This is a genomic window from Ruminobacter sp. RM87 (genome assembly GCF_000701925.1).
GTDB classification, from domain to species: Bacteria; Pseudomonadota; Gammaproteobacteria; order Enterobacterales; family Succinivibrionaceae; genus Ruminobacter; species Ruminobacter amylophilus.
Map to the genome: position 1 here is coordinate 1 of NZ_JNKD01000054.1, position 20,842 is coordinate 20,842.

11 protein-coding genes and 2 tRNA genes are annotated in these 20,842 nt (G+C 43.3%); 9 read left to right on the forward strand and 4 right to left on the reverse strand.

Annotated elements, in window-relative coordinates; all coding sequences use genetic code 11:
• Positions 1-228 (reverse strand): hypothetical protein (locus T489_RS13710; protein ID WP_037319547.1); only part of this gene is annotated, 228 nt, incomplete at its 3' end.
• Positions 229-625: 397 nt separating this feature from the next.
• Here T489_RS13710 and pepN point away from each other — a divergent pair.
• The 3 genes from pepN to T489_RS0109610 all read left to right on the forward strand — a co-directional run bounded on the left by pepN (position 626) and on the right by T489_RS0109610 (position 5,400).
• Positions 626-3,280, forward strand: coding sequence for an aminopeptidase N (pepN, locus tag T489_RS0109600; RefSeq protein ID WP_031579828.1), 2,655 nt, complete (start codon positions 626-628; stop codon positions 3,278-3,280).
• Between the two features lie 365 nt (positions 3,281-3,645).
• Entirely contained in the window at positions 3,646-4,671 is a 1,026-nt protein-coding gene (gene pyrD / locus T489_RS0109605; protein WP_031579829.1) for a quinone-dependent dihydroorotate dehydrogenase, read from the forward strand.
• 114 nt (positions 4,672-4,785) lie between these two features.
• Positions 4,786-5,400, forward strand: coding sequence for a cell division protein ZapC domain-containing protein (locus T489_RS0109610; RefSeq protein WP_031579830.1), 615 nt, complete (start codon positions 4,786-4,788; stop codon positions 5,398-5,400).
• Positions 5,401-7,627: 2,227 nt separating this feature from the next.
• Here T489_RS0109610 and T489_RS0109635 read toward each other — a convergent pair.
• Positions 7,628-8,236, reverse strand: a complete 609-nt coding sequence (locus T489_RS0109635) for a hypothetical protein (protein ID WP_031579832.1) — start codon at positions 8,234-8,236, stop codon at positions 7,628-7,630.
• 1,354 nt (positions 8,237-9,590) lie between these two features.
• Between T489_RS0109635 and T489_RS0109650 the strand changes: the two genes are divergently transcribed.
• Both T489_RS0109650 and T489_RS0109655 read left to right on the forward strand, forming a co-directional pair.
• Complete coding sequence (locus T489_RS0109650; RefSeq protein ID WP_031579833.1) at positions 9,591-13,229, forward strand: AAA family ATPase; 3,639 nt, start codon at positions 9,591-9,593, stop codon at positions 13,227-13,229.
• A 27-nt stretch (positions 13,230-13,256) separates the two neighbouring features.
• Complete coding sequence (locus T489_RS0109655) at positions 13,257-15,191, forward strand: hypothetical protein (RefSeq protein ID WP_031579834.1); 1,935 nt, start codon at positions 13,257-13,259, stop codon at positions 15,189-15,191.
• 287 nt (positions 15,192-15,478) lie between these two features.
• On the opposite strand, the gene T489_RS0109660 is transcribed toward T489_RS0109655, so the two are convergent.
• Positions 15,479-15,555: transfer RNA gene (locus T489_RS0109660), tRNA-Pro, on the reverse strand.
• A gap of 29 nt (positions 15,556-15,584) precedes the next feature.
• A tRNA-Pro gene (locus T489_RS0109665) sits at positions 15,585-15,661 on the reverse strand.
• Positions 15,662-16,300: 639 nt separating this feature from the next.
• On the opposite strand from T489_RS0109665, the gene rbr reads away from it, so the two are divergent.
• From rbr to T489_RS13715, 4 genes are all read left to right on the forward strand, one after another.
• A complete protein-coding gene (gene rbr, locus T489_RS0109675) occupies positions 16,301-16,876 on the forward strand; it encodes a rubrerythrin (protein ID WP_031579836.1) in 576 nt (191 codons plus the stop codon).
• 817 nt (positions 16,877-17,693) lie between these two features.
• Entirely contained in the window at positions 17,694-18,530 is an 837-nt protein-coding gene (locus T489_RS0109680; RefSeq protein ID WP_031579837.1) for a hypothetical protein, read from the forward strand.
• 163 nt (positions 18,531-18,693) lie between these two features.
• A complete protein-coding gene (locus T489_RS0109685; protein ID WP_031579838.1) occupies positions 18,694-19,587 on the forward strand; it encodes a hypothetical protein in 894 nt (297 codons plus the stop codon).
• A gap of 369 nt (positions 19,588-19,956) precedes the next feature.
• On the forward strand, positions 19,957-20,842 hold an 886-nt coding region (locus tag T489_RS13715), incomplete at its 3' end, for an MCP four helix bundle domain-containing protein (protein WP_157608197.1).

Here is a 20,842-nt window from a genome sequence, read left to right on the forward strand (position 1 = left end):
AATGAACCCCGCAAGTTCAGGATGTTCGTCAAGAAATTCAGAATTCCATTCTATGACGCCTTCAGTTCCGCCACCGACAATCTTCCCCACGGTTTTATTCTGCCCCGGTACCCTTCTCGGCTGTCTGAGTGTTTTGTCCCAGGCAATCTTATACGTCGTGACATAAGAGTATTTTCCCTGATTGATAATCATGAGAGGTGGTAATTTCGGAGTGTCTGTTACGGCCATAAAATCATCCATATAAACATACAATACATATGTTTATATTATACTGCAAAAAATTATGGAAGTCTCGTGTTTTCTATAACTTCCATAAAATTATTTTTCGTATATGTTTAAAACAGCAAAGTTTCGGAAACAGGTTACAAAAAACCTTAAGGATAATAATTATTCTTAAGGTTTTTTCTTTTTTGGAGAAAATGATTTTTTTAATTGATGATAAAATGACAAAGCAGTGTATAATATAACCGTGTGAAATAAAGCACGGTTTTTTAAAAGAAGCATAATACAGAGTATAAAAACAATACCTGGTATTATCCGAATAAATAACATTATAATAAAACATATTATCAATATAATGTTTTATTATAATCTTTGACAAAATGTAGAGAGGAAAGGGGGAAGTATGGCGGTTATCAGACAGGAAAAGAGAAGACTGGATTATAAAAAGCCTGATTTTACCATCACGGATATTGATTTAACCTTTGAGCTGGATCTGACCGCCACTATCGTTACCGCGGTAAGCAGGGTAAAGCGTCTGACTGAAGACAGAAAAATTCCGCTGGTTCTTAACGGTGACTCCCTTAAACTTCTTGATGTTAAGCTTGACGGAGCGGAATGCGCCTTCAGGGAAACGGATAACACCCTGGAGCTGGACAGTGTTCCCGATGAGTTTACCCTCACCGTAAAAACCTGCATCAATCCGAAAGACAATTCTGAACTCATGGGACTTTATGTTTCCGACGGCAAGTTCTGTACCCAGAACGAGCCTGAAGGATTCAGAAGAATTACCTTCTTTACCGATCATCCCGATGTTCTTGCCAGATACACCACTCACATTATCGCTCCCGATGGGGCTTATCCTTTCATGCTGTCCAACGGTAATCTGATAAAGGACGAGGTAAAGGACGGAAAAAGGGTGGTAACCTGGGAGGATCCGTTCCCGAAGCCTTCCTATCTTTTTGCTCTGGTGGCAGGTGATTTCGATGAACTTCACCGTGATTTCGTGACCTGCGGCGGAAGACACGTTGACGTTTATCTGTACGTGGACAAGGGACAGGCATCCTGCGGTACAGTGGCCATCGATTCAATTCTCAGAGCCATGGAGTGGGACGAAAAGAGATTCGGTCTGGAATATGACCTTAACAGATTCAATGTGGTTGCTGTGGATTTCTTCAATGCCGGAGCCATGGAAAACAAGAGCCTGAACATCTTCAATTCAAAATATGTTCTGGTGGATGCCGAATCAGCAACCGATACGGACTTTGAGAACGTGCTGTCAGTTATCGGTCATGAATATTTTCATAACTGGACAGGTGACAGGGTTACCTGCAGAGACTGGTTCCAGTTAAGCCTCAAGGAAGGTCTGACAGTATTCAGGGATCAGGAATTCTCCAGCGATCTCTGCTGTCGTCCGATTGAACGCATCAAGGCGGTAAACATCATAAAGGGACCTCAGTTTACCGAAGATGCCGGTCCGATGGCGCATCCTATCCGTCCGGATTACGTGATGGAAATGAACAACTTCTATTCGGTAACCGTTTATGACAAGGGGGCCGAAGTCATCAGAATGATTCATACCATTCTCGGAGAGGAGCTCTTCCAGAAGGGCATGAAGCTGTATTTCAAGCGTCATGACGGCTGTGCTGTAACCTGTGAAGACTTTGTTTCCGCCATGGAGGATGCCTCCGGAATTGATCTGAAACAGTTCCGCAACTGGTATTCCCAGGCCGGAACTCCGTGTGTTTCCGGTTCATTGAGATATGATGCCGAAAAGAAGCAGGCCGTGTATACCTTCAATCAGTCAACTCCCGCAACTCCGGGGCAGAGCGTCAAGCAGCCGTTCGTCATTCCTCTCAGCATGGCACTTTACGGCAGTGACGGCAGAAAGATTCCGTTAAAGCGCAACGGTGAACCCGTATCAGAGGTTCAGATTCTGACTGAGGAACACAATGTGGTGGTTTTCGATGATGTTCCTGAAAGACCGGTAACGGCACTGCTGCAGAACTTCAGCGCTCCGGTAAAGGTGGAATATCCTTATGCCCAGGGTGAGCTGGAAACTCTGCTTAAGTGCGCTGATGATCCGGTAACCCGTTACGAATCAATGCAGAACATCATTAACAGCTATATCGTGCTGAATACCGTAAACGCTCAGAGACGTCTGCCGTTTACCCATTCTGAACTGGTGGTTCAGAGCTTCAGATACATTCTTGAGGAATCAGGACTCGACAACAGATTCATGGCGTATATTCTGAGAATCCCTCCGGTGAATACGCTGATGGGGCTCTTTACCGCCATAGATCTTGATGCGATTATCGCTTCCCGCAAGGAACTGGTGAGAGTGCTGAGTGTTGAACTTGCAGACATTTGGGAAAAGCTGTATCAGAAGCTTCTGGCTGAATTCAGACAGCGTCTTGCCGAAGGCCGCGGTTATGAATGCACCGAAGAGCAGATTGGCTCAAGAGATCTGATAAGAGTCGCACTGAACTTCCATGTCAGTGGACTTGTTCTGAAAGGCGAAGAGGCAAAGGCTTCCGCCATCGTGTCAGGGCATTACCGCATTTCCGACAATATGACTGATACTCTTATCGCCCTTAATGCCGCTACCGCGCATAATCTGGAATCAAGACATGAGATTCTGAAGGATTTTGAAAGCAGATGGCACGACAACGCTCTGGTATTCGACAATTATTTCAGGGCAGTGGCCAGCGCTCCGTATCCGGAAACTCTGGATAACGTAAGAAAGCTGATGGAACACGAATGCTTTGACTTAACTAATCCTAATCGTGTCAGAGCTCTTCTCGGAACCTTCTCTCAGCTTAATCCTGAATGTTTTAACGACATCAGCGGCAGGGGGTATGAATTCCTGACCGAGATTCTGATAAAGCTTAACGGCACCAATCCTCATGTGGCTGCCGCCATCATGACTCCGATGCTTAATCTGAATCGTCTGGATATAAAGAGAAAGGGGATGATAACTGACTGTTTCAACAGAATAATGAGAATCCCGGGACTCAGTGATTCAATTTTTGAAAAGATTGACAAGGCCTTCAAGCAGTAATTCTTCAGGGCACCTTAAAATAAAGCCGGAAGTCAGCAGACTTCCGGTATTTTTTTATCCTGCAGAAAAAGAAGGCTTCTAAAACTTCCGGAATCGGACTGAGAGACACTGAAACTGAAGTTAATTGACGGAAATGCCGTGAAAACGCCGGATTACGTCCGTAAAGTTAAGGTATCCCAAGTTCCGGAAAAGGTTTAAAGGAGAAAATGAGAAGGCAACCCGCGAAGTTCTGCGGCCTGTTTTCTTTCTGAATGCTATTAACTGACGCTTATTATGATAAAATAGGCTCGCGGAATGAAGAAGGGGAGATTACCGTCCTGATTCATTCACTTATATATGAGAAGTTTAAATCAAGGAAATCTAATATGCTTTATTCTCTTTATCAGCCATTGATAAGACCTTGTCTTTTTACAATGGATCCTGAAAAGGCGCATAATCTCACCATGAAGATGATGAAAATTGCCTCCCGCAGTCAGCTGCTCACAAGCCTTGTTTCCCAGGAAGTCGAGGCAAGACCACGCAAGGTTATGGGACTCGATTTCAAGAATCCGGTAGGGCTTGCCGCAGGTCTTGATAAGGACGGTGAAGCAATCGATGCGTTTGCGGCCTTAGGTTTCGGTTTCATCGAAGTGGGGACCGTTACGCCAAAGCCGCAGCCAGGCAATGACAAGCCAAGACTGTTCCGTGTTGTTCCTGCGGAAGGTTTAATCAACCGTATGGGCTTTAACAATCTCGGCGTGGACAATCTTGTTGAAAACATCAAGAAATCACGTTACAAGGGAATTCTCGGGGTTAATATCGGCAAGAACAAGACAACTCCTATCGAAGACAGTGTAAGCGATTATCTCTACTGTCTGGAAAAGGTTTATAACTACGCTTCATATGTTGCCGTAAACATTTCATCTCCTAATACTCCTAATCTGCGTACCCTGCAGCTTGGCGACGCTCTCGTTGAACTGGTGCAGGCTCTTAAGAAGAAACAGAAGGAACTCGCAGAGACCAACAAGAAATACGTTCCTATTGCCATCAAGATTGCGCCTGATCTCAACGATGAGGAAATCGAGAATATCTGCAGAATATTCCTTGAGAATGAAGTGGACGGCATCATCGCAACCAATACCACCTTAGACCGCGACATGATTGCCAACATGCCTCACGCAACTGAAACCGGCGGACTCAGCGGACGTCCTGAATTCAGAAAGAGCACTGACGTGCTGGCCAAGATTAATAAAATTATTAATGGCCGCATCCCGATTATAGGAGTGGGGGGAATTGATTCTCCTATGGCTGCCGCCGAAAAAATTAAAAACGGAGCCTCTCTGGTTCAGATTTATTCAGGTTTTATTTACAAGGGACCAACCTTAATTAAAAATATCGTGAACTACTTATAATTATTTAATACAATTTTTGAAAAAATAAGTTAAATAAGATTTTTTAGGTTGATTTAAGTTTAAATAACGATTAAACTCAAAATAAGTAAAGCGAATTTATTTGAGGTTTGAATAATGAACTACGTGAAGTTTAACGAATGGGAGAGATTCAAATGGCATTACAATGCCAGAATCGATCGACTTTGCGTTACAATTATTACAAACGTTGGAGAAGCAGTCGGACAGACTCTTCTCGGCAAGCTGAATCTCAATGAAAAAGCTTTTGGCGAAAGCTACTTCACCAAGGATGATATCGACTGCTATTATGAATTCATGCAGCGTCTTGCTGATTTGTCCTTCTCTTACGACGAAAAAAGCATGATTGTCTTTAATGCAGTTGCAACAAGACGTTTCCATAAGGAAATGAAGCCGGTTGACCCTATATTCAGGACTTTTTCTGGCGGTAAGCCTGTAGAAGTAGGCGAGGTTGTACTTGCATTCCCTGAGTATACAATAAAGGGGAGTGGTACCCCTAAAGAAGCCGATTTTCTGGTGGTTGAAGTAGATTACGTTAATAGAAATTGTTATTTAATGCAGATAAGCAAGGATCCTATCGTAATAGGTGAAACGGCAAAGGATAAAGCTGATATCTCCATCAAGCTGGGAACATGTATCAGGCTTTCATTTGACCGTGTAATCAGACCGTCTGCCTTAAATTATGAACTGATTAAAACTCTCAATATAGCTTAGGCTAGTCTTTGCCTCCCGGAGAAAACTTCTCCGGGACTTTTTTTTGCCCATTCCAGAACTCCGGTCATATCCCCTGTTATCATTTCAGGCCTTATTTGCGCCCGTATATTCCGCATCGTTATAGAACCGATACAAACGATTCCTGATACCTCCCATCTGCAGGCCCGGTGTATTTATTACTGTTCTGCTGCACGTCATACGTAGCCCTTTATGAAGGGGATTAAACGTGTGTACTCTCCCCTGTTATTTAAGGTGTTCAGGAATGTTGTGTCGCTTCCTTATACTGCGTGTCTCCATGCGGGAACAACAGCTTTGTAAGAGTACGGGGCTGAAAGGGGGATGGCGGTTACCGGGTGACTCTCCTGACTGCTTACTGGTAAACGGATGCCTGAGACTGCAGAAGCTCAGGCCGGTTGGATAGGGGAACGGGTTATATACCCTAAAAATAATTTACACTGTAATTTACATATGTAATTACATGATATTACACAATAACAGACACCGAAAAAAGCATGAATCCCGGGTATGTGAAAGCAGGGTATAATACCAGAAACAGAAATAAAAATTTATAACATTAATCTTAACGTATTTAACTGTTATTTAAATAAGTAAAGTTAAGTAAAAATTAAATAAGAATGTGTTTATATAAATTTAATAATTGAATTTAAAATATAAAAAGTTATTAAATTAAATAAGATAAAATAAACTTATTTAAATTTAAATAATTATTTAGTTTTAATTTTCAGTGTTTATTTAAATTTAAATAAGTTTTTAAATAAAGAAAATACACAAAATATTAATGTAGAAAGGCTTGATTTTACAGTGTTTTTTCGTTTTTTATAAAAAACGGGTTACTAATTAATCAGTACAAAACAGTGCTTTATTATGATTATTAATCATAAACTATAGTCTGAAAAACTGCGTAAATGTAGATTTCTTTCATTTGTGTATGTATCGGTATTCGGTTTGTAAATGTCTTTCAGTAAATTCCATGACTGATAATGACATGTATCTGAAATAATACTGTATGGCTGAATTTCTTAATCAATTGCAGCCTGACTGAGTCCGGCGTACTTATCCTTAGGTATTAATATTGAAAAACGCTCACTGTTGCGTTGCGGTACTGAAGCGGGGTTTAGATATGGTTTCAGCCGGGGCGTTAAATATGGATGTTTTTTTGAAGTTTTGTAAATCTGTAACCTGGGATTTTGATTCCGGAAGATCCCGGGCATGGTTTCAGGGGGCAAACTGTGCGGATGAAAACGAACCGGCAGCTGATTCATGCTAAAGAACTTTGTGGTTCGCGAATGATGATGTATGTCGTTCTGACCCGAGGAATGCCTGCAGGCAGAACCGGGATGATGAGATGTTTTCTGAGACGGTTTTATATGCCGAAAATTTTATTGAGTGTTTCTCCGGTAATGGTAACGGAATAGGGCGGGCCGGAATGCTTGCTGCAGTGATTTACGGTGAGATATATGAATTACTTTATGGTCCCGGATATGTGTTTATTATGGTGCCGTATGGAAGGATCTCAGGCTTAATGAAGAGTCAGCCGCCAGATTTCTTATACTGATTAGCGCATCTTCTGCATGAGTGCATAAGCCAAATAATGAATCGGATATGACCCTGCAGCGATTAAGGCGTCTTATATGGTGTATTTATTGAGCGGTTAAGATTGTTCTTTCAGGAGACATTCTGATTGTTCTTTACCCGGAGGTTGATTTTTCAGGGAAATTCTGACTGTTTTTTTTGGAAGCTGTTTATTCTTTTTTGTGTGTTTCTGTCTGTGGTTCCATGTTTTTTTTCTACGACTTCGGAACTTGCGGTTTGAGGTATCGGCCGGCTTCTTATGAGTGGATGGAAATATGTATGTCATGAATTGCCAGATGACTGCAGCTTGATTTCGTGGTTGTGAATCGAAGATGAATCCTGTATGACTGACGGATGAATAATCCGTTTCATGTCTGGTTCAGGAAATGTCAGGAGTTCTCTGCTGAAATAATTCGGTTTTGTCTGTCTTATGAGGTGTGCTGGTGTCTTTTGGTTAAAAATAACACAGCAGTGGGGAGGTGGGGGACTTAAAAAAGAAATCAATGGCTCTGAAAGTCATTGATTACCTGTATTGTTTATATGTTTCGAGCAGTTCTATCTTGTGTACTGTGCTAAAGAATCACCCGCCAGAAGCGGGTGAAATATACCACATACAATAAGAGATTTTATTATATTAAGCTACCTTATAGCCTGAAGCCTCGGTTATGCTTGATACATTATTGGTGCTTTCATCGGCGTCGCTTTTGGATATCAACGCACGAATCCAGTTTTCGAGCATAGAGTCTTCATTGCCACTCTGCTTAACAGCGAAGATATCGTGAATCTGGCAGCTTTCACACTTGTCGCCGTTGTTGTTGTTGAAGCAACTTACGGCATGGAAACGTGAAGCCTTAACTTCAGAGTCAGTTACAACGAATGTTACAAAACGTCTTACGCCGTCATTGATATTGCTGTGGTTACGATAGAGCTTATAGCTGAAGAAGCTCTTATCATGCCACCACTTCAGGAATGATACTGGTTCAACAACAAGAATCATTTCTGCAGGCTTGCTGTTAAGACTGAACTGGAAAACGATACCGTTAATCTGAGAGAAACCTTCTGCACTCTTTCCTGCAACCTTGCTTGAATTCATGTCGCCAACGGTTACATCGCTGATGGTTTCAACGTCAACGGTACCAGGTAAATCCTTGATGATAGATTCGATAAAGTTCTGAGATGCTTCAGGGCTTTCAACTAATTTGCCCAGGATCTCGGTGTTGAGTTCGTAAAGTTTTGCTGTCATGGTTGTTACTCCTTCTCTTATTGAATTCAATGGAAGCCTCGGTGGTATTCAAGGTTGTCCATGTATAGTGCATATCCTTTGCACACTTTAATTATTTCAAATGTGAGAACGTTTTTCAATTAAACTTTTTTTATTTTGTTTTGTTCTGTGAAAACGCTCACAAATGCTTTTTTAGCAATCTTTAGTCTTATCAGATTAGACTTTTCTGATGAGCTTATTGTATTACATAAGATTTATTTTTTCATCACCAAAAACAGCATTCTGGTTCCTTTTAATTGTTAAAAAACAGTAAAAAATCAATGGTTACAGGGAATTATATGATTAATGTATGGCAATTAATCAAAAATTCCAATACCGCATTAATCTTAAGTTTAATAAAATGTTGTTTAATTGTTAAACAGGTTTTAATTTCGTTTTTTCCGCCTCCAGAACAGAGGAGATGAATACGGTTTCATGAATTTGGAAGGGGTGTTATCCGACTCTTTTCCTTTCAGTGTAATGTTTTCTGCATTTTTAACTTCAGTGTATAAAATATCAATTAAGGGTATCTTTTTTTACGGTTTGGTACGTCAGCGGTAATATTCCTGCAGACACTACGGCTAAAATGTGACCAACATCATGTTATTTTGTATGTTAGACAGTGATTAATATTTTGTTGAATGTAATTTTGTTAAAAATATGTAAATTTTCTAGGATTTGACTGTCAGGAAATTATTGAATTTGTGATGTTTGTCATAATTTGTTCGAGTTTTGAGCGGATATTTGGAGTAAATTTTCATTTTTTTAGTGCTTTTTAAGTACTGTTTTTGTATTTTTTAACCTGTTTTTTCTTTGCTGATGTCGAAAACCGGTTGATATTTTATCAATTTCCTTTATTTAGATGAGAAATGCTTCTTTTTTGAACGTTTCGGCCGTTTTTTCAGCGGAAATATTTCGTCAATATAAAAACTCATTGTCATAATTCACAATAAAGTACTGATTCATTTCTGTGTCAGCCCTTTTCTGCGTTAGAATTCTGTAATGGAGGAGAGACTGAATCTTTTTCGGAATGACCGGAAAATGGTTCGTGCATTTTGTTCATTGGCCGGAATTTCCCGTTTTTGGTTTCTTTATGATTCATCAGGGGGGAATTCAGATGCTGCCGCTGGCTCCTTATTTTTTCTCTCTGCACATGTTTTTTTCTGGAAATGGCATTCTGTACGTTTTTGGCGGTTTTCTGGAACTGTCATGATGTATCCTTTAGAGAATGCGATTCCTGTGCACTGCATAAAACACACATACATATACATATGGAAGGCGTCGGGCCATCCCTGCGCCCGTACCGGTTTAACAGATTTTTTTGAGGTGGATTCAAATGAGCAATTTTGAAGAAAGAACGCTGGTAGGGATAATCAATCCAAACGTATACATCACAAAGTCAAACAATAAAGACTGTTCATATATTGATATCGCATTCGAGCAGATGCCTGATACGGAAAACAGAAATGCAAACAGATATTCCGTTGTCAATATGGAGACGTTTCTGGATGAACCCGCACAGGTTTTTCTGACCTCAAACGCCAAAAACATGATCTCCAAATTCGGAGAGTGCAAACTGGTAAAGCTGATTGCCAATCCTTCACCCGAGGAACGAGGGTGTAAATACACGGCATACAGCGAAAAAATAACAAAACTGGATCCTTATGATTTCGTGGAAATCATGGAGCCAAAGGTCGAAGATTTCCGCGCGGCGGAAAAGACCGCATATATAAAGTACCGTCCTAGTACCGACTATGTGATGGTCAAGTGCACCAAGTACACTGTTTCCAGGGATGACTTTCCTTTTGTAAAGAAGACGGAAGAGTTCTTTAATGAAAAGGATGCTCAGAAATACGTGAGAGACTGCTTCAATACCACCTATTTCAAAGTTGACAGAGACAATCTCGAAAGTTTCACCGACAACAATTATTTTGCGGCCCGTGAGCTTAACGGACAGTTCTTCAGATATATAAGGGATGCCGTTGCCGGTAATCTGCCGGGAGATGCGGACTCCTCCATTGATGAGCAGGCCGTAAGAAGTGCGGTTCAGGAGCAGATTCGCAGGCTTGCCGATGACAGCGCGTTCGTAAGCGAAACTTCTGATGCCGTGGCCCGAGATATCAGAGCGGTGGCCGCAGCTGACGATATTATCGCCAGAAATCATGAACTGCTGAGCGGAAAGGATGAAAACGCAGGCGGGGAAGACGATGCCGGTAACGAAGAGGTTCAGAGCCTGACCTCCGCCTCCGTGAGCCCTGCCGTTTCTGAACAGTCAGCCTCACAGGAGCCTTTATCCGCCTCAGGAGAACGTGCTGAACCCGTGTCTGCCGCTCCGGTTCTCAGTGAACCGGTGGTTCAGTCCGCAGGTCAGGAACAGGGGACTTCAGTCCACCTGTCATCATCCGCCGTTTCCGCGCCTTCTGAAAATCAGTCTTCTCAGGCAAAGAAACCGTTGAACTCCAATGAATATCTAATCAGTGATGAGAACATTCAGCAAATTTCCGAAAGAATAAGTAAGCAGTACAGAGTCGAGAAAACAATTAATTCCGAGCAGCAGTTAGGTTCAATGTTCAGAATGCGCAGAGACTACACTCAGAGTTTCTGTTTCGGTCTGGATGATTCCTTCAAGAGCGGCAATCCTCTGCGTGACGCCGTATCCATGGTTTCCAAGAAGCAGCTTCTGGAAAGGATGAAGAGTCAGATGGAGGCAATGGGAATCAAGCCCGAGGATTTCAGCAACCTGTCATCCGTTGAAGGTGTGAACGGCGTGCCGAACGGTGAAGAGGAGGAAGAAGAGGAAGAGGTGGTAAACACCAGATCTTCCGCCTCAGGAGCGAATGAGCGTGTCTTTTCCGAAAAACTCTACGGTCTTATCAGGGCCAGAGAGGTAATCATGGGACCTTTCATGATTAACGCCAACAAGATAACCAGGGTTGAAGACGCAGCTCCGTATCAGTACAGATGCACTCTGACCATTCCGGACAACAACCGCTGTGTTCTGGGGGTAAAGGATACCCATAATCTGTGCGTCAAGGTCAACGACTATGATCTTTTCCAGGATTTCATCAGAACCGTAAAGGTTGACGGCGTTTCCAGAAAGTATCTGGTGAAGATGCCGGCACAGAACTGGCTTAACAGCGGCAAGAAAGTGGACCTCATGGACAATGAGAAGCTGGTAACCACCTACGGTACCAGTCTGCTTAACTGCGTTTTCAACGATCTTAAGGCCAGTCAGCTGAGCAAGGCCAATCAGAATATTGCCGGCACCCGTCAGTTCAAGACCGAGCCTGAAAGAGTAAACAGATTCTTCTATGTCATGAGCGGCGTGGTGGAATTTGAAAACGAACGCAGCAAGATGTTCAAGCTGATGATGGAAATGCCTGAGTTCAAGGTGTTCTTTGATGAATACTTCAACCGCAACAGTGAATTCATCATGAGTCAGCTGCGCAGGTCAATGGTTGACTCTCTCAAGAACGACAGGGTTGAGGAAGAAAAGAAGCTTCGTACCATCCGCGGCAAGATTGAAAGCAGTCAGAGTGAACTGACCCGCATCAAGAAGGATCTGGAAAGCAGAAAGTCCCAGCTGGCAAGAACTGATGCCGAGCCGGTAAAGGAAGCTGAAGAGGTGCAGGTAAAAACCAAAGGGAAGGTTAAAACCGTATCCGCGGAAGAGCATGAGGTACTCAAGTCAGAATACAAGCAGCTCCGCAATGAATATGACGAGCTGAAGAAGCAGGTCGGTGAGCTGCGCAGAACCAAGGAGAACCTGGATGTAGAGCTCAATCATTCATTTGCGGATCTGAGTTCCCGCTATCTGGAAATGCATTCAATGCTCAAGGCCTTTACCACACCGAGAAAGGTCAAGGGCGCAGGTTTCAATTTTGAAAGCAGAACCCCCAGCGTAATCAATCTGGACAACCTCAGAAAGGTAAGAAACAGATATATAGAGGATCTGATGGGGACCATGAGAAGCTACGGCCGCTATATGTCAAGAGACAATCTGGCATCCATGGTGATTACCATTGCCCAGAATCAGTTTACCATTCTGGCGGGGCTTCCGGGCTCAGGTAAGACCTCTTTCGTGAAAACCATGGGCAAGGCGCTTAATCTGGATAACCGTCTGCACACCATTCCAGTGGCCAGAGGCTGGACTTCCCAGCGAGACATTCTGGGGTACTGGAACAGCCTTACCAGCAGTTTCCAGCCGGCCCCTACCGGTTTATGGGAACTTCTGACCACTCTGGACGAGGAAAGGGAGCCGTCAAAGGTTACCCCTGCCATTCTGCTGCTTGATGAAATGAACCTTTCATCTCCTGAACACTATTTCTCATCATTCATGCAGCTTGCCGACGGTGAATCAGAACGCAAGATCTTCACAGGTTCTCCGGAAAGAGCATATCTGACCATTCCTCAGTACCTGAGATTCGTGGGAACGGTAAACAGTGACGATACCGTGAATGTCATGTCAGCCAGAATGCTGGACCGTTCTGCGGTTATTCTGTTTGATGAAAAACCAAGCCAGAGTGATGACAACAGGGAACGCAGAACCGGACACAGCGTCAATACCCAGACATACAGCGCGGCTGACTGGCTGACACTGTTTGATACCAGTGAACCCGGCATCACCAACAAGATGTATCAGATTCTCAACGCGGTTGAGGAGACACTGTATCAGGAAGACTCAAATCTGGGACAGCGTATCGTGGTTTCCTACAGAAAGCATCAGCAGATTATCAAGTATCTGACGGTTGCCGCTCCTCTGCTTGAAGGTTCATCTGAAAATCTGGCCATGGATTTTGCCATCAAGCAGTTTGTTCTGCCGATGATTAATGGTTTCGGTGAAAGTTTCGGCAACAGACTCAGCAATCTTGCCGATATTCTGGAAAAGAATGAGCTTGAACAGTCTTATGCGCTGCTTCAGAGAATCAAGTCAGAAGGCGCGGAACGCATGAACAGCTACCAGTTCCTTGCTTAAGCCGAGGCTTAGAGAGGAGTTGCGCATATGCTTGATGTAAGGATAAGTGCCGCCAGAACCACCGGATCCGCGGCAGGGGACTTTCAGGAGTACGTCGTCATGGACGACGGCTTCGAACGGTTCTTTGATACGCAGAGCGGTGTGCTGGAAATACCCGAAGATTACTATCTGAATATCAGAATACATCATACGGGTGTTCTCAGCGAGGAACTGGCCAAAGAGGGGCCAAGGGTGGTGATAGGAGATGAATCCTATTACTGTCAGGGGGAGCTGTACGGTTCTGAATCTGAAATATGGTGGGAAGTCAGATGGCGCGAGGATCTACCTCACAGCGGCCGTCCGTTCTACGGCCTCGTAGGGCGCCACGAGATTAAGATTCAGTGTTTCGTCGGTCGCAGTGAGTTTTTTGAAAGCTCTGTTTTCGTGGAGGTTCTGGCCACCAGGGAACGAGCCAGGGAAATCACTTCGATTCTCAACTTTATTAATGATGAATACGACACCATTTCCAAAATGTGTCTTGATGACAGCGGAACCGGGGAATCAACGGGGGATCTTGAGAACCTTATTTCCGAAGCGGAAATGATATACGGACTCTGCTGCAGTCTGTGGACCGTGCTGCTGAGACAGTTGAGACATAATCTGGAACCGAGACTCAGCGTGACGCCGAACGGCCTTCCGAATTCTCCCGAGGCCATTCACTGGCTGTCGCTCAACAGTGACGCCATAGCCCTGTGCAGTCCGGAAGAACAGACTTTTCAGATAAACAACATGCCCGTAAGGACTGATTTTGCGGCTGAAGAGAAGGTGGTGCCTTCATACCGTCTTTTTGAAAACATGGTTATTGCCGGCTTCTTCAATCATATTCAGATGAAGCTGGGGGCCATAATCAATTTCATTGCTTCCCATGAAAAGAAAATGGATAAGTCTGAAGGGGAATCAGCCCGGTACAGAGGGTACTTCAGATACTCATACATAGTTCAGGATTTTCTGACTCAGGATCTCAGAGCCCAGAATGAAAGGGTGATGAAGCTGCTTGACGGTTTCTTCAGACTGTATGCGGGGTTCAGAAGGATAACCGGCATTAGTTATCTGGATAAGCCTCTGATGCCACGAATAACTCCGTTTGTGGCCAGAACCCAGGTGTACCGCACGCTGTTTGAACAGATAGCCAGATGGTATGACGTAAGCAGCGTGAAGCTGACCTTCAACGACTTTGCCTCCCACTTTATCAAGATTGACAAGCTTTATGAGTTCATGGTTCTGTCAAGAATAGTGAATGTGGTAAGTACGCTGGGCGGGGCATGCGTGGCTCAGGAATGGCACGATATGGACGCTCCTTATTTCGGCGGAAAACCGGGGCATCGCCCTGCCAGCGAACCGTTTAACTACTACCGCTGGATCTCCGAAAACAAGGAATTCACCCTTGAACTGTGGTATGAACCGAAGATCTATACCTACGGCAGAACCAAAGACAACGAACCGATGGTGGTCAGCAGCAGAAACTACAGCAGCAATTTCTACTTTACCCCTGACTACGTAATCAGAATAAAGTGGTCATGCTCGGATCTGGTTGATTACCTGATTATGGACGCCAAGTACAGTTCCAGCAATACGGTGAAGCAGAAGTCCCTGCCGGCCATTATGGATAAATACCTTAACAGCGTGCATATCAGAAACAGTCCGGGTTTTGACAGCGGCATAAGAGGGCTGCTGGCGATTTATTCCCGCGGTGACGTTGACAGGGTTTCGGAATATGCTCCGGTGCACGGGCTTAATAACGAACATGCCATCTTTCCGGCAATTGACGGTGTGGCCATAAGACCGGCAAAAGAAGGAAACGAGGAATCCTTCCGTGACTATCTGGCGCAGTTTATTGAAAATCTGAGAAAGGTTCATCTTGCCGAGTACGAAAGAGTGATTCAGCTGGCAAAGAAGCTTCAGGAAAATAATGCCGTACGTTAGGAGCTGATTTCTCATTAAGGACAGAACATCGTTTCGCATGTTCCGTCCTTTTCTTTTGGTTATTTGCCGAATTTTCCGTATGGCGAAGATATCATTGAAGTTTCATAAACTGAAAAGATTTCCTGCAGACAGAACGGATTGCGCATAAGGGTATGAACGTATACAGTCGCGCTGTTTTTTATGATGCTGAAGCAAACTGCAAATTCTGATTACAGAACAGGTCACAGACTAAAGTCTGACAATGTAATGTGTATGATGAAAAATGGATAATGGGGAGTTTTGAAAGATGGTCGGCGATGCAGGGTTCGAACCTGCGACCCTCTGGTCCCAAACCAGATGCGCTACCGGGCTGCGCTAATCGCCGAATCTTTTTGAGTAGTTTTTCTTTTTCAATGGTCGGCGATGCAGGGTTCGAACCTGCGACCCTCTGGTCCCAAACCAGATGCGCTACCGGGCTGCGCTAATCGCCGTACCTTGAAAGTGAGTCCATTATATATCTTTAATTTGATTGGTCAAGCATTTTTGTTTTATACGCTTGATAATTAACCAATTTCGGTAAAAAAAGAATTTGCACGCCGATTTTTTGTTCAGAGAAACCGTAAAACACGCGCTTCTGATTTTTTTTTGGCCCCCTGTCAGTCTTCAGAAAATGCCGGTAAATGCATATACATGAATAGTGAAGGCAAGCAGAGTAAAGTTCTGAAGGTCTGCCCGGAGGAACTTTTTTAAGAAAAGCCTGAGAAAACAGGAAGATCTGACAAAAAGTAAAATTTGTGAATCTTTTATTTGACTGATGCCGGTAAGGACTTAAGGTGATGTTTTCCTGGAAAGAGTACATGTCGCTCATTTTAACAACGCATTTGTAAGTAATGATTGACCTGAGAAAAATTCTCTTATAGAGTAACGGAAGAGACCGTTTCCGGTGAGGCCTTTTTCTGAGGATCTTACGGTAACGGAACGGCCCAAATCAATTTAGTTTCCAAGGAACTATCAGATAGATCTGAAAAAGCTAAAAAGGCGGGATGATTTTATCGGGGAGGTGTGTTTATCACATGCATTTCAGCCCCGGTCAATAAACAATGATTCTACAATAGAGGAGCAAGTCATTTATGGCAAGTGTTAAAGGTACCCAGACTGAGAAGAACATTCTCAAGGCTTTTGCCGGTGAATCTCAGGCAAGAAACCGCTACACCTTTTATTCAGGAGTAGCCAAGAAGGAAGGTCTGGTTCAGATCAGTGCGATTTTTGAAGAAACCGCCAATCAGGAAAAGGAACATGCAAAGCGTCTGTTCAAGCTTTTAGAAGGCGGTGTCGTTGAAATTACCGACAGCTATCCGGCTGGTATCATCGGAACCACTCTTGACAATCTCAAGGCTGCCGCCGCCGGCGAAAATGAAGAGTGGACCCACATGTATCCGTCTTTTGCCGCAACAGCCAGAGAAGAAGGCTTCCCTGCAATTGCCGCAATCTTTGAAGCTATCGCCGTAGCTGAAAAGTGCCACGAGGAACGTTACTCCGCCTTATATACCAATCTGATGGAAGGCAAGGTATTCAAGCGCGGCGACAAGGTTGTATGGCGCTGCAGAAACTGCGGTTACCTCCATGAGGGAACCGAAGCTCCTAAGGTATGTCCGGCATGTGCCCATCCTCAGGCTCATTTTGAAATCTACGAACCTGTAAAGTAATACTGCGAAAGGTTTTTCAGGCATCGGTTTCCTGAGCCCGGAGAGGCTTGGACTGAACGATGCCGCTGAAGGGAGGCTGATTTTTTTTCAGCCTCCCTTTTATTATGAGTTACGGTTCGGGGTGCTGAATAATGAAGCTGATTAGAGATGTACTGCCTGTAATTGTTCATAGGATAAAATTCAAAAATTGTACTCAGCTCACAAATATGGTTTTTGCTGGTTAAATATAAAAGATAATTTCAGACTCCGACATTTATAATATTTGGGACTCGTGAGGTGTTGTCAGAGTGTTTATCGGTAACAATGATGGACGCGGTGGATAAGAAACAGAATAATTAAAGATGCTTCATGATGGATAAAACAGATCAGCTAGGAAAAATTCAAAAAATATCTGATTGCCTGTTACGGATAACGGAAATTCAGATTGCTTTAAGCGGGGCTCATCCGCGTTTATGCAGGTTTCGTTCAGAAACGGTATCTGCGATGTATATAGCATAGCTGGTTGCCATAGAGATCATTGACAGATGATCGTTGAGTACAAAGAAGTCATGGATGACGAAGTTTGTCTGTACCGGGGTGTCGAATACTGAAGATAGTTGCTACTTTGTGACGTAAACAAGATAAATGTTATAAAAATGTTTACGACATAACAGGAATGCGATTTTATGTTTTGATAATCAGACGGCAGTATATACAATCTCTTTAACAAATCCGTGCACTTTACATAATTAGGTTTGGACAATTTTGTAATTTTAGTTATAGCGAGACTATGATGAGTATATTGACTGTATTTCGTAGAAAATCTCTGTGTTTAACAATGGCCGGCATTATCGCTTTAGGTTCCTGCATGGCATCAGATGCCCTGGCAGAGGCCCGTCCGTACACCAACGGTGATATTCCGTTCCTGGTAAGTGCAATGCAGATAAAGGATCTCAAGGCTGACGTTTACCGTTTTAATTCAGCAATGATTCTGATGGCAAATACAAATAATCGTGACGATTTTCTGATTAACAGAGACGAATTGTGGCGCAGCAGAGAAGAATTGAGTTACGCTGTTAAGGTTATTGAAGACAGTGTAAACGATCCGTACGCCGCTGAATCATCTGAAATTGCCAAGCAGTTACGTGAAATTCTGCTCAAGTCTGAAGATTACGCCAACAACCAGAATGAAATAGTGGCCAAGTACAACAATTTCAAAGACGGTCCGGATGTTTTGGAAAACGTGTTCAGAAACATTCGTGAAACTGAACAGCTGGTAAGCAAGCGTGAATTTTCTCCTGAAGAGGAAGTAAGATACGTACAGGTAACCAGTGCCAGAGCCACCTACGAAACAGCCGTAGAGGAACTTTTTGCTTGCAAATCAAGCACTGAAATGACCGAGGTGGTGGATAGAATTCAGAAATCTCATGAAGAATACATGAGACTTATAAACGATAACGTGGATGTATTCCCAGAACTCAAGCATGCTTTTGATGAAGCTAATGTAACCTTCAAGAAGATGTTTGCAAACAAGGGTTACGGTTCAGAACTGTACTCTTATCTGCAGATGAAGGAAGTTCAGGATGGTATCGATATGTATTTCAACAAGGCCATCAGGGATGTAATCAAGGAAATCGACAAGATTGAAATCAAGCTGAAGGCAAGATTCAACTAGGATTTCAGCTACTGTCTGAATAAGGAAAGTCCCGTTATCAGAAGCTTTAAAGTCTGCTGATAGCGGGTTTTATTTTATGTGAACGCCTGTTTCCGGTGTTTTTGCCGGGGCTTGCGAACGGGTTAGGATTTTTGTGTTTTTGTAATCTGTTAGGTTGGGAAAAATGATGAAGTTTTTTAAATTATGCTGTCTGCCTGCAGTAATCATGCTGGCAGCCTCATGCGGCGACAGCGGGACCAAAGTGGTCATATCGCTGGATAATACGGAAAATAAGCCTAAGACCCAGACTGAACTTACACTGGAGAAAACCATCCTTGAATGCCGTGCCGGCGTTATCGAAAAGGTAACCGGTCTGGACAAGGATTCGGTTATTGAGGAGGGAAAGGAATATCTTGACAGAAACGATCAGGCCGGAGCCTCAAATTTCTTCATGGAAAAGCATCCCGATCTGTTTTTTATCGCTGAAATGGTGCGTACCGGGGTAAAGTGCGATGATTTCAAGGGCAAGACTCTGAAGCAGTACGTGTCTCACCCGGTAAATCAGAAATGGCTTAAATCATATCTGGAAATGAACATGATGCAGCTTCATGATCTTGAGGAGGCGACGGCAAAGGGAAAGAATCTGTCAAAAGAGCTCAGTCTTCTTAAGAAGCTTATCGGTGTTAATCTGGAAATGATTAATGAAAAAATCGATCCTGATCAGCTTCATAAGAAGGTCGTGTATACCCGGGAGGTTGAAAAGCCGGTTCACCGTCTGGTATCCGATCTCAGAAAATGCATCTACAGATACGGCGGTATCAGTGAATGCGACAAGGGGCAGGTTCCTGACGTGATGAACTGGAACAGGTTCAGAACCGAATACGTGAGCTCCATTGACGTGATAACCATCAAGCAGGGGAATTACATAGTAAGAGCCAATACCACCGGCAAGGAATTCGGAGATAATGCCGACATGATTCTGGAAATGTTCATGGCAGGGCCGGATGTGGACTACAGAATAAGTCCGAGTTCAGGATGTCTCGCCAAGGGACTGTGTGATGAACGTCATTTCAAATAGTCATCTCATGGCTTAACGTAAAACCGGAGGAAACTCCGGTTTTACCGTTTAAAAGCGTCAGAAAATGAATTTTCTGAAAACGTTATCTTTATTTACCGTAAAAGCCCGGAAAAAGTCGGGTTATAAATGTGATATTCTCGGAAAAATAAGCAACATGTGGCTTTTCTTTTGCTGTTTAATATCTGATTTACGGTAATTGTCTCATTTTTTTTAGATAGTTCATCATATCATGATGTAATAGCGAAACCATGTTTTCTGCTCCTTTTTTAATCAATCGGAATGGAAGAACCGTTTTGGTGAAAAGTGGCGGTAATTATTGAAAATAAAGCTTTTTTTCGTGTACGAACAAGATATTTTGAGAAGAGAATTATGGGTAAAATGAACGTTGTCGGACAAATGAAATCAAAGCTCGTTTCCGGATTAAAAAGGAGATGGCTGAACGTCCTGTCTCTGGGGACTCTGTCTTTTGTTAAAAAATCCATAATCAATGGTGTGTATGTCGGTTTCGGCATTCTTATTTTTCTGATATCAGCCCTTCTGCTTGGAGGCTTCTACAATATCAGTTCCATGAATTCTTCCATCAACGACATCACCGAACAGAACATTCCTCTGAACAACAAGTCTCAGGAAATTGAAATCAAGCTTCTCTCCCTCAGTGTCCGTCTTTATGACGTGATAAATTCCGATACGGTTGCGGATCTTGATAATCAGATTATCATCCTGAACCGTTCCAGAGAAGAATTTGAGAACAGCCTCAACAAGTTCATTGATTTATCAAGAGATGATCAGGAAATCATGAGGGGAATGTCCAAGGTTGCAGATTTATCAAGAGGTTACCTTGATATTATCGATACCATCCCTGATCTGAAGAGACAGAACATGGAGCTTACCATCAAGGCCAACAAGAGTCAGGCTGACTTCATTGCGTGGCTCCCCGTTTTCAGACAGATGATTCAGGAACTCAAGCTTAAGGTTTTTGATGACTACGTTGATAATGTAATGCTTAACCTTCTGACCTACCAGTCCCTGGTTGAAAAGAAGGTGCTTGAAGCCCTCGGTTCCAACAACTATGACGAAATCGTCAAGGACCGCAAGTCGGTGGGCGTGTTCATTGTTGAATATGAGGAATGGGCTGACAATCTTTATTCCGAAATGCCTGAAGCACAGAATGAGATAGGCGCGCTTATTGCCAACTTCAAATATTCATGTTCAGATGACAACGGCGTGGTAGGTCAGCATGAAAATCTGGTAAAGA

What these genes read in the sequence shown, in the direction of transcription:
- pepN (WP_031579828.1), top strand. Translation starts at nt 626, where the DNA reads ATGGCGGTTATCAGACAGGAAAAGAGAAGACTGGATTATAAAAAGCCT.
- T489_RS0109680 (WP_031579837.1), top strand. Translation starts at nt 17,694, where the DNA reads ATGGCCGGCATTATCGCTTTAGGTTCCTGCATGGCATCAGATGCCCTG.
- T489_RS0109655 (WP_031579834.1), top strand. Translation starts at nt 13,257, where the DNA reads ATGCTTGATGTAAGGATAAGTGCCGCCAGAACCACCGGATCCGCGGCA.
- rbr (WP_031579836.1), top strand. Translation starts at nt 16,301, where the DNA reads ATGGCAAGTGTTAAAGGTACCCAGACTGAGAAGAACATTCTCAAGGCT.
- T489_RS0109610 (WP_031579830.1), top strand. Translation starts at nt 4,786, where the DNA reads ATGAACTACGTGAAGTTTAACGAATGGGAGAGATTCAAATGGCATTAC.
- T489_RS0109650 (WP_031579833.1), top strand. Translation starts at nt 9,591, where the DNA reads ATGAGCAATTTTGAAGAAAGAACGCTGGTAGGGATAATCAATCCAAAC.
- T489_RS0109635 (WP_031579832.1), bottom strand. Translation starts at nt 8,236, where the DNA reads ATGACAGCAAAACTTTACGAACTCAACACCGAGATCCTGGGCAAATTA.
- T489_RS0109685 (WP_031579838.1), top strand. Translation starts at nt 18,694, where the DNA reads ATGATGAAGTTTTTTAAATTATGCTGTCTGCCTGCAGTAATCATGCTG.
- pyrD (WP_031579829.1), top strand. Translation starts at nt 3,646, where the DNA reads ATGCTTTATTCTCTTTATCAGCCATTGATAAGACCTTGTCTTTTTACA.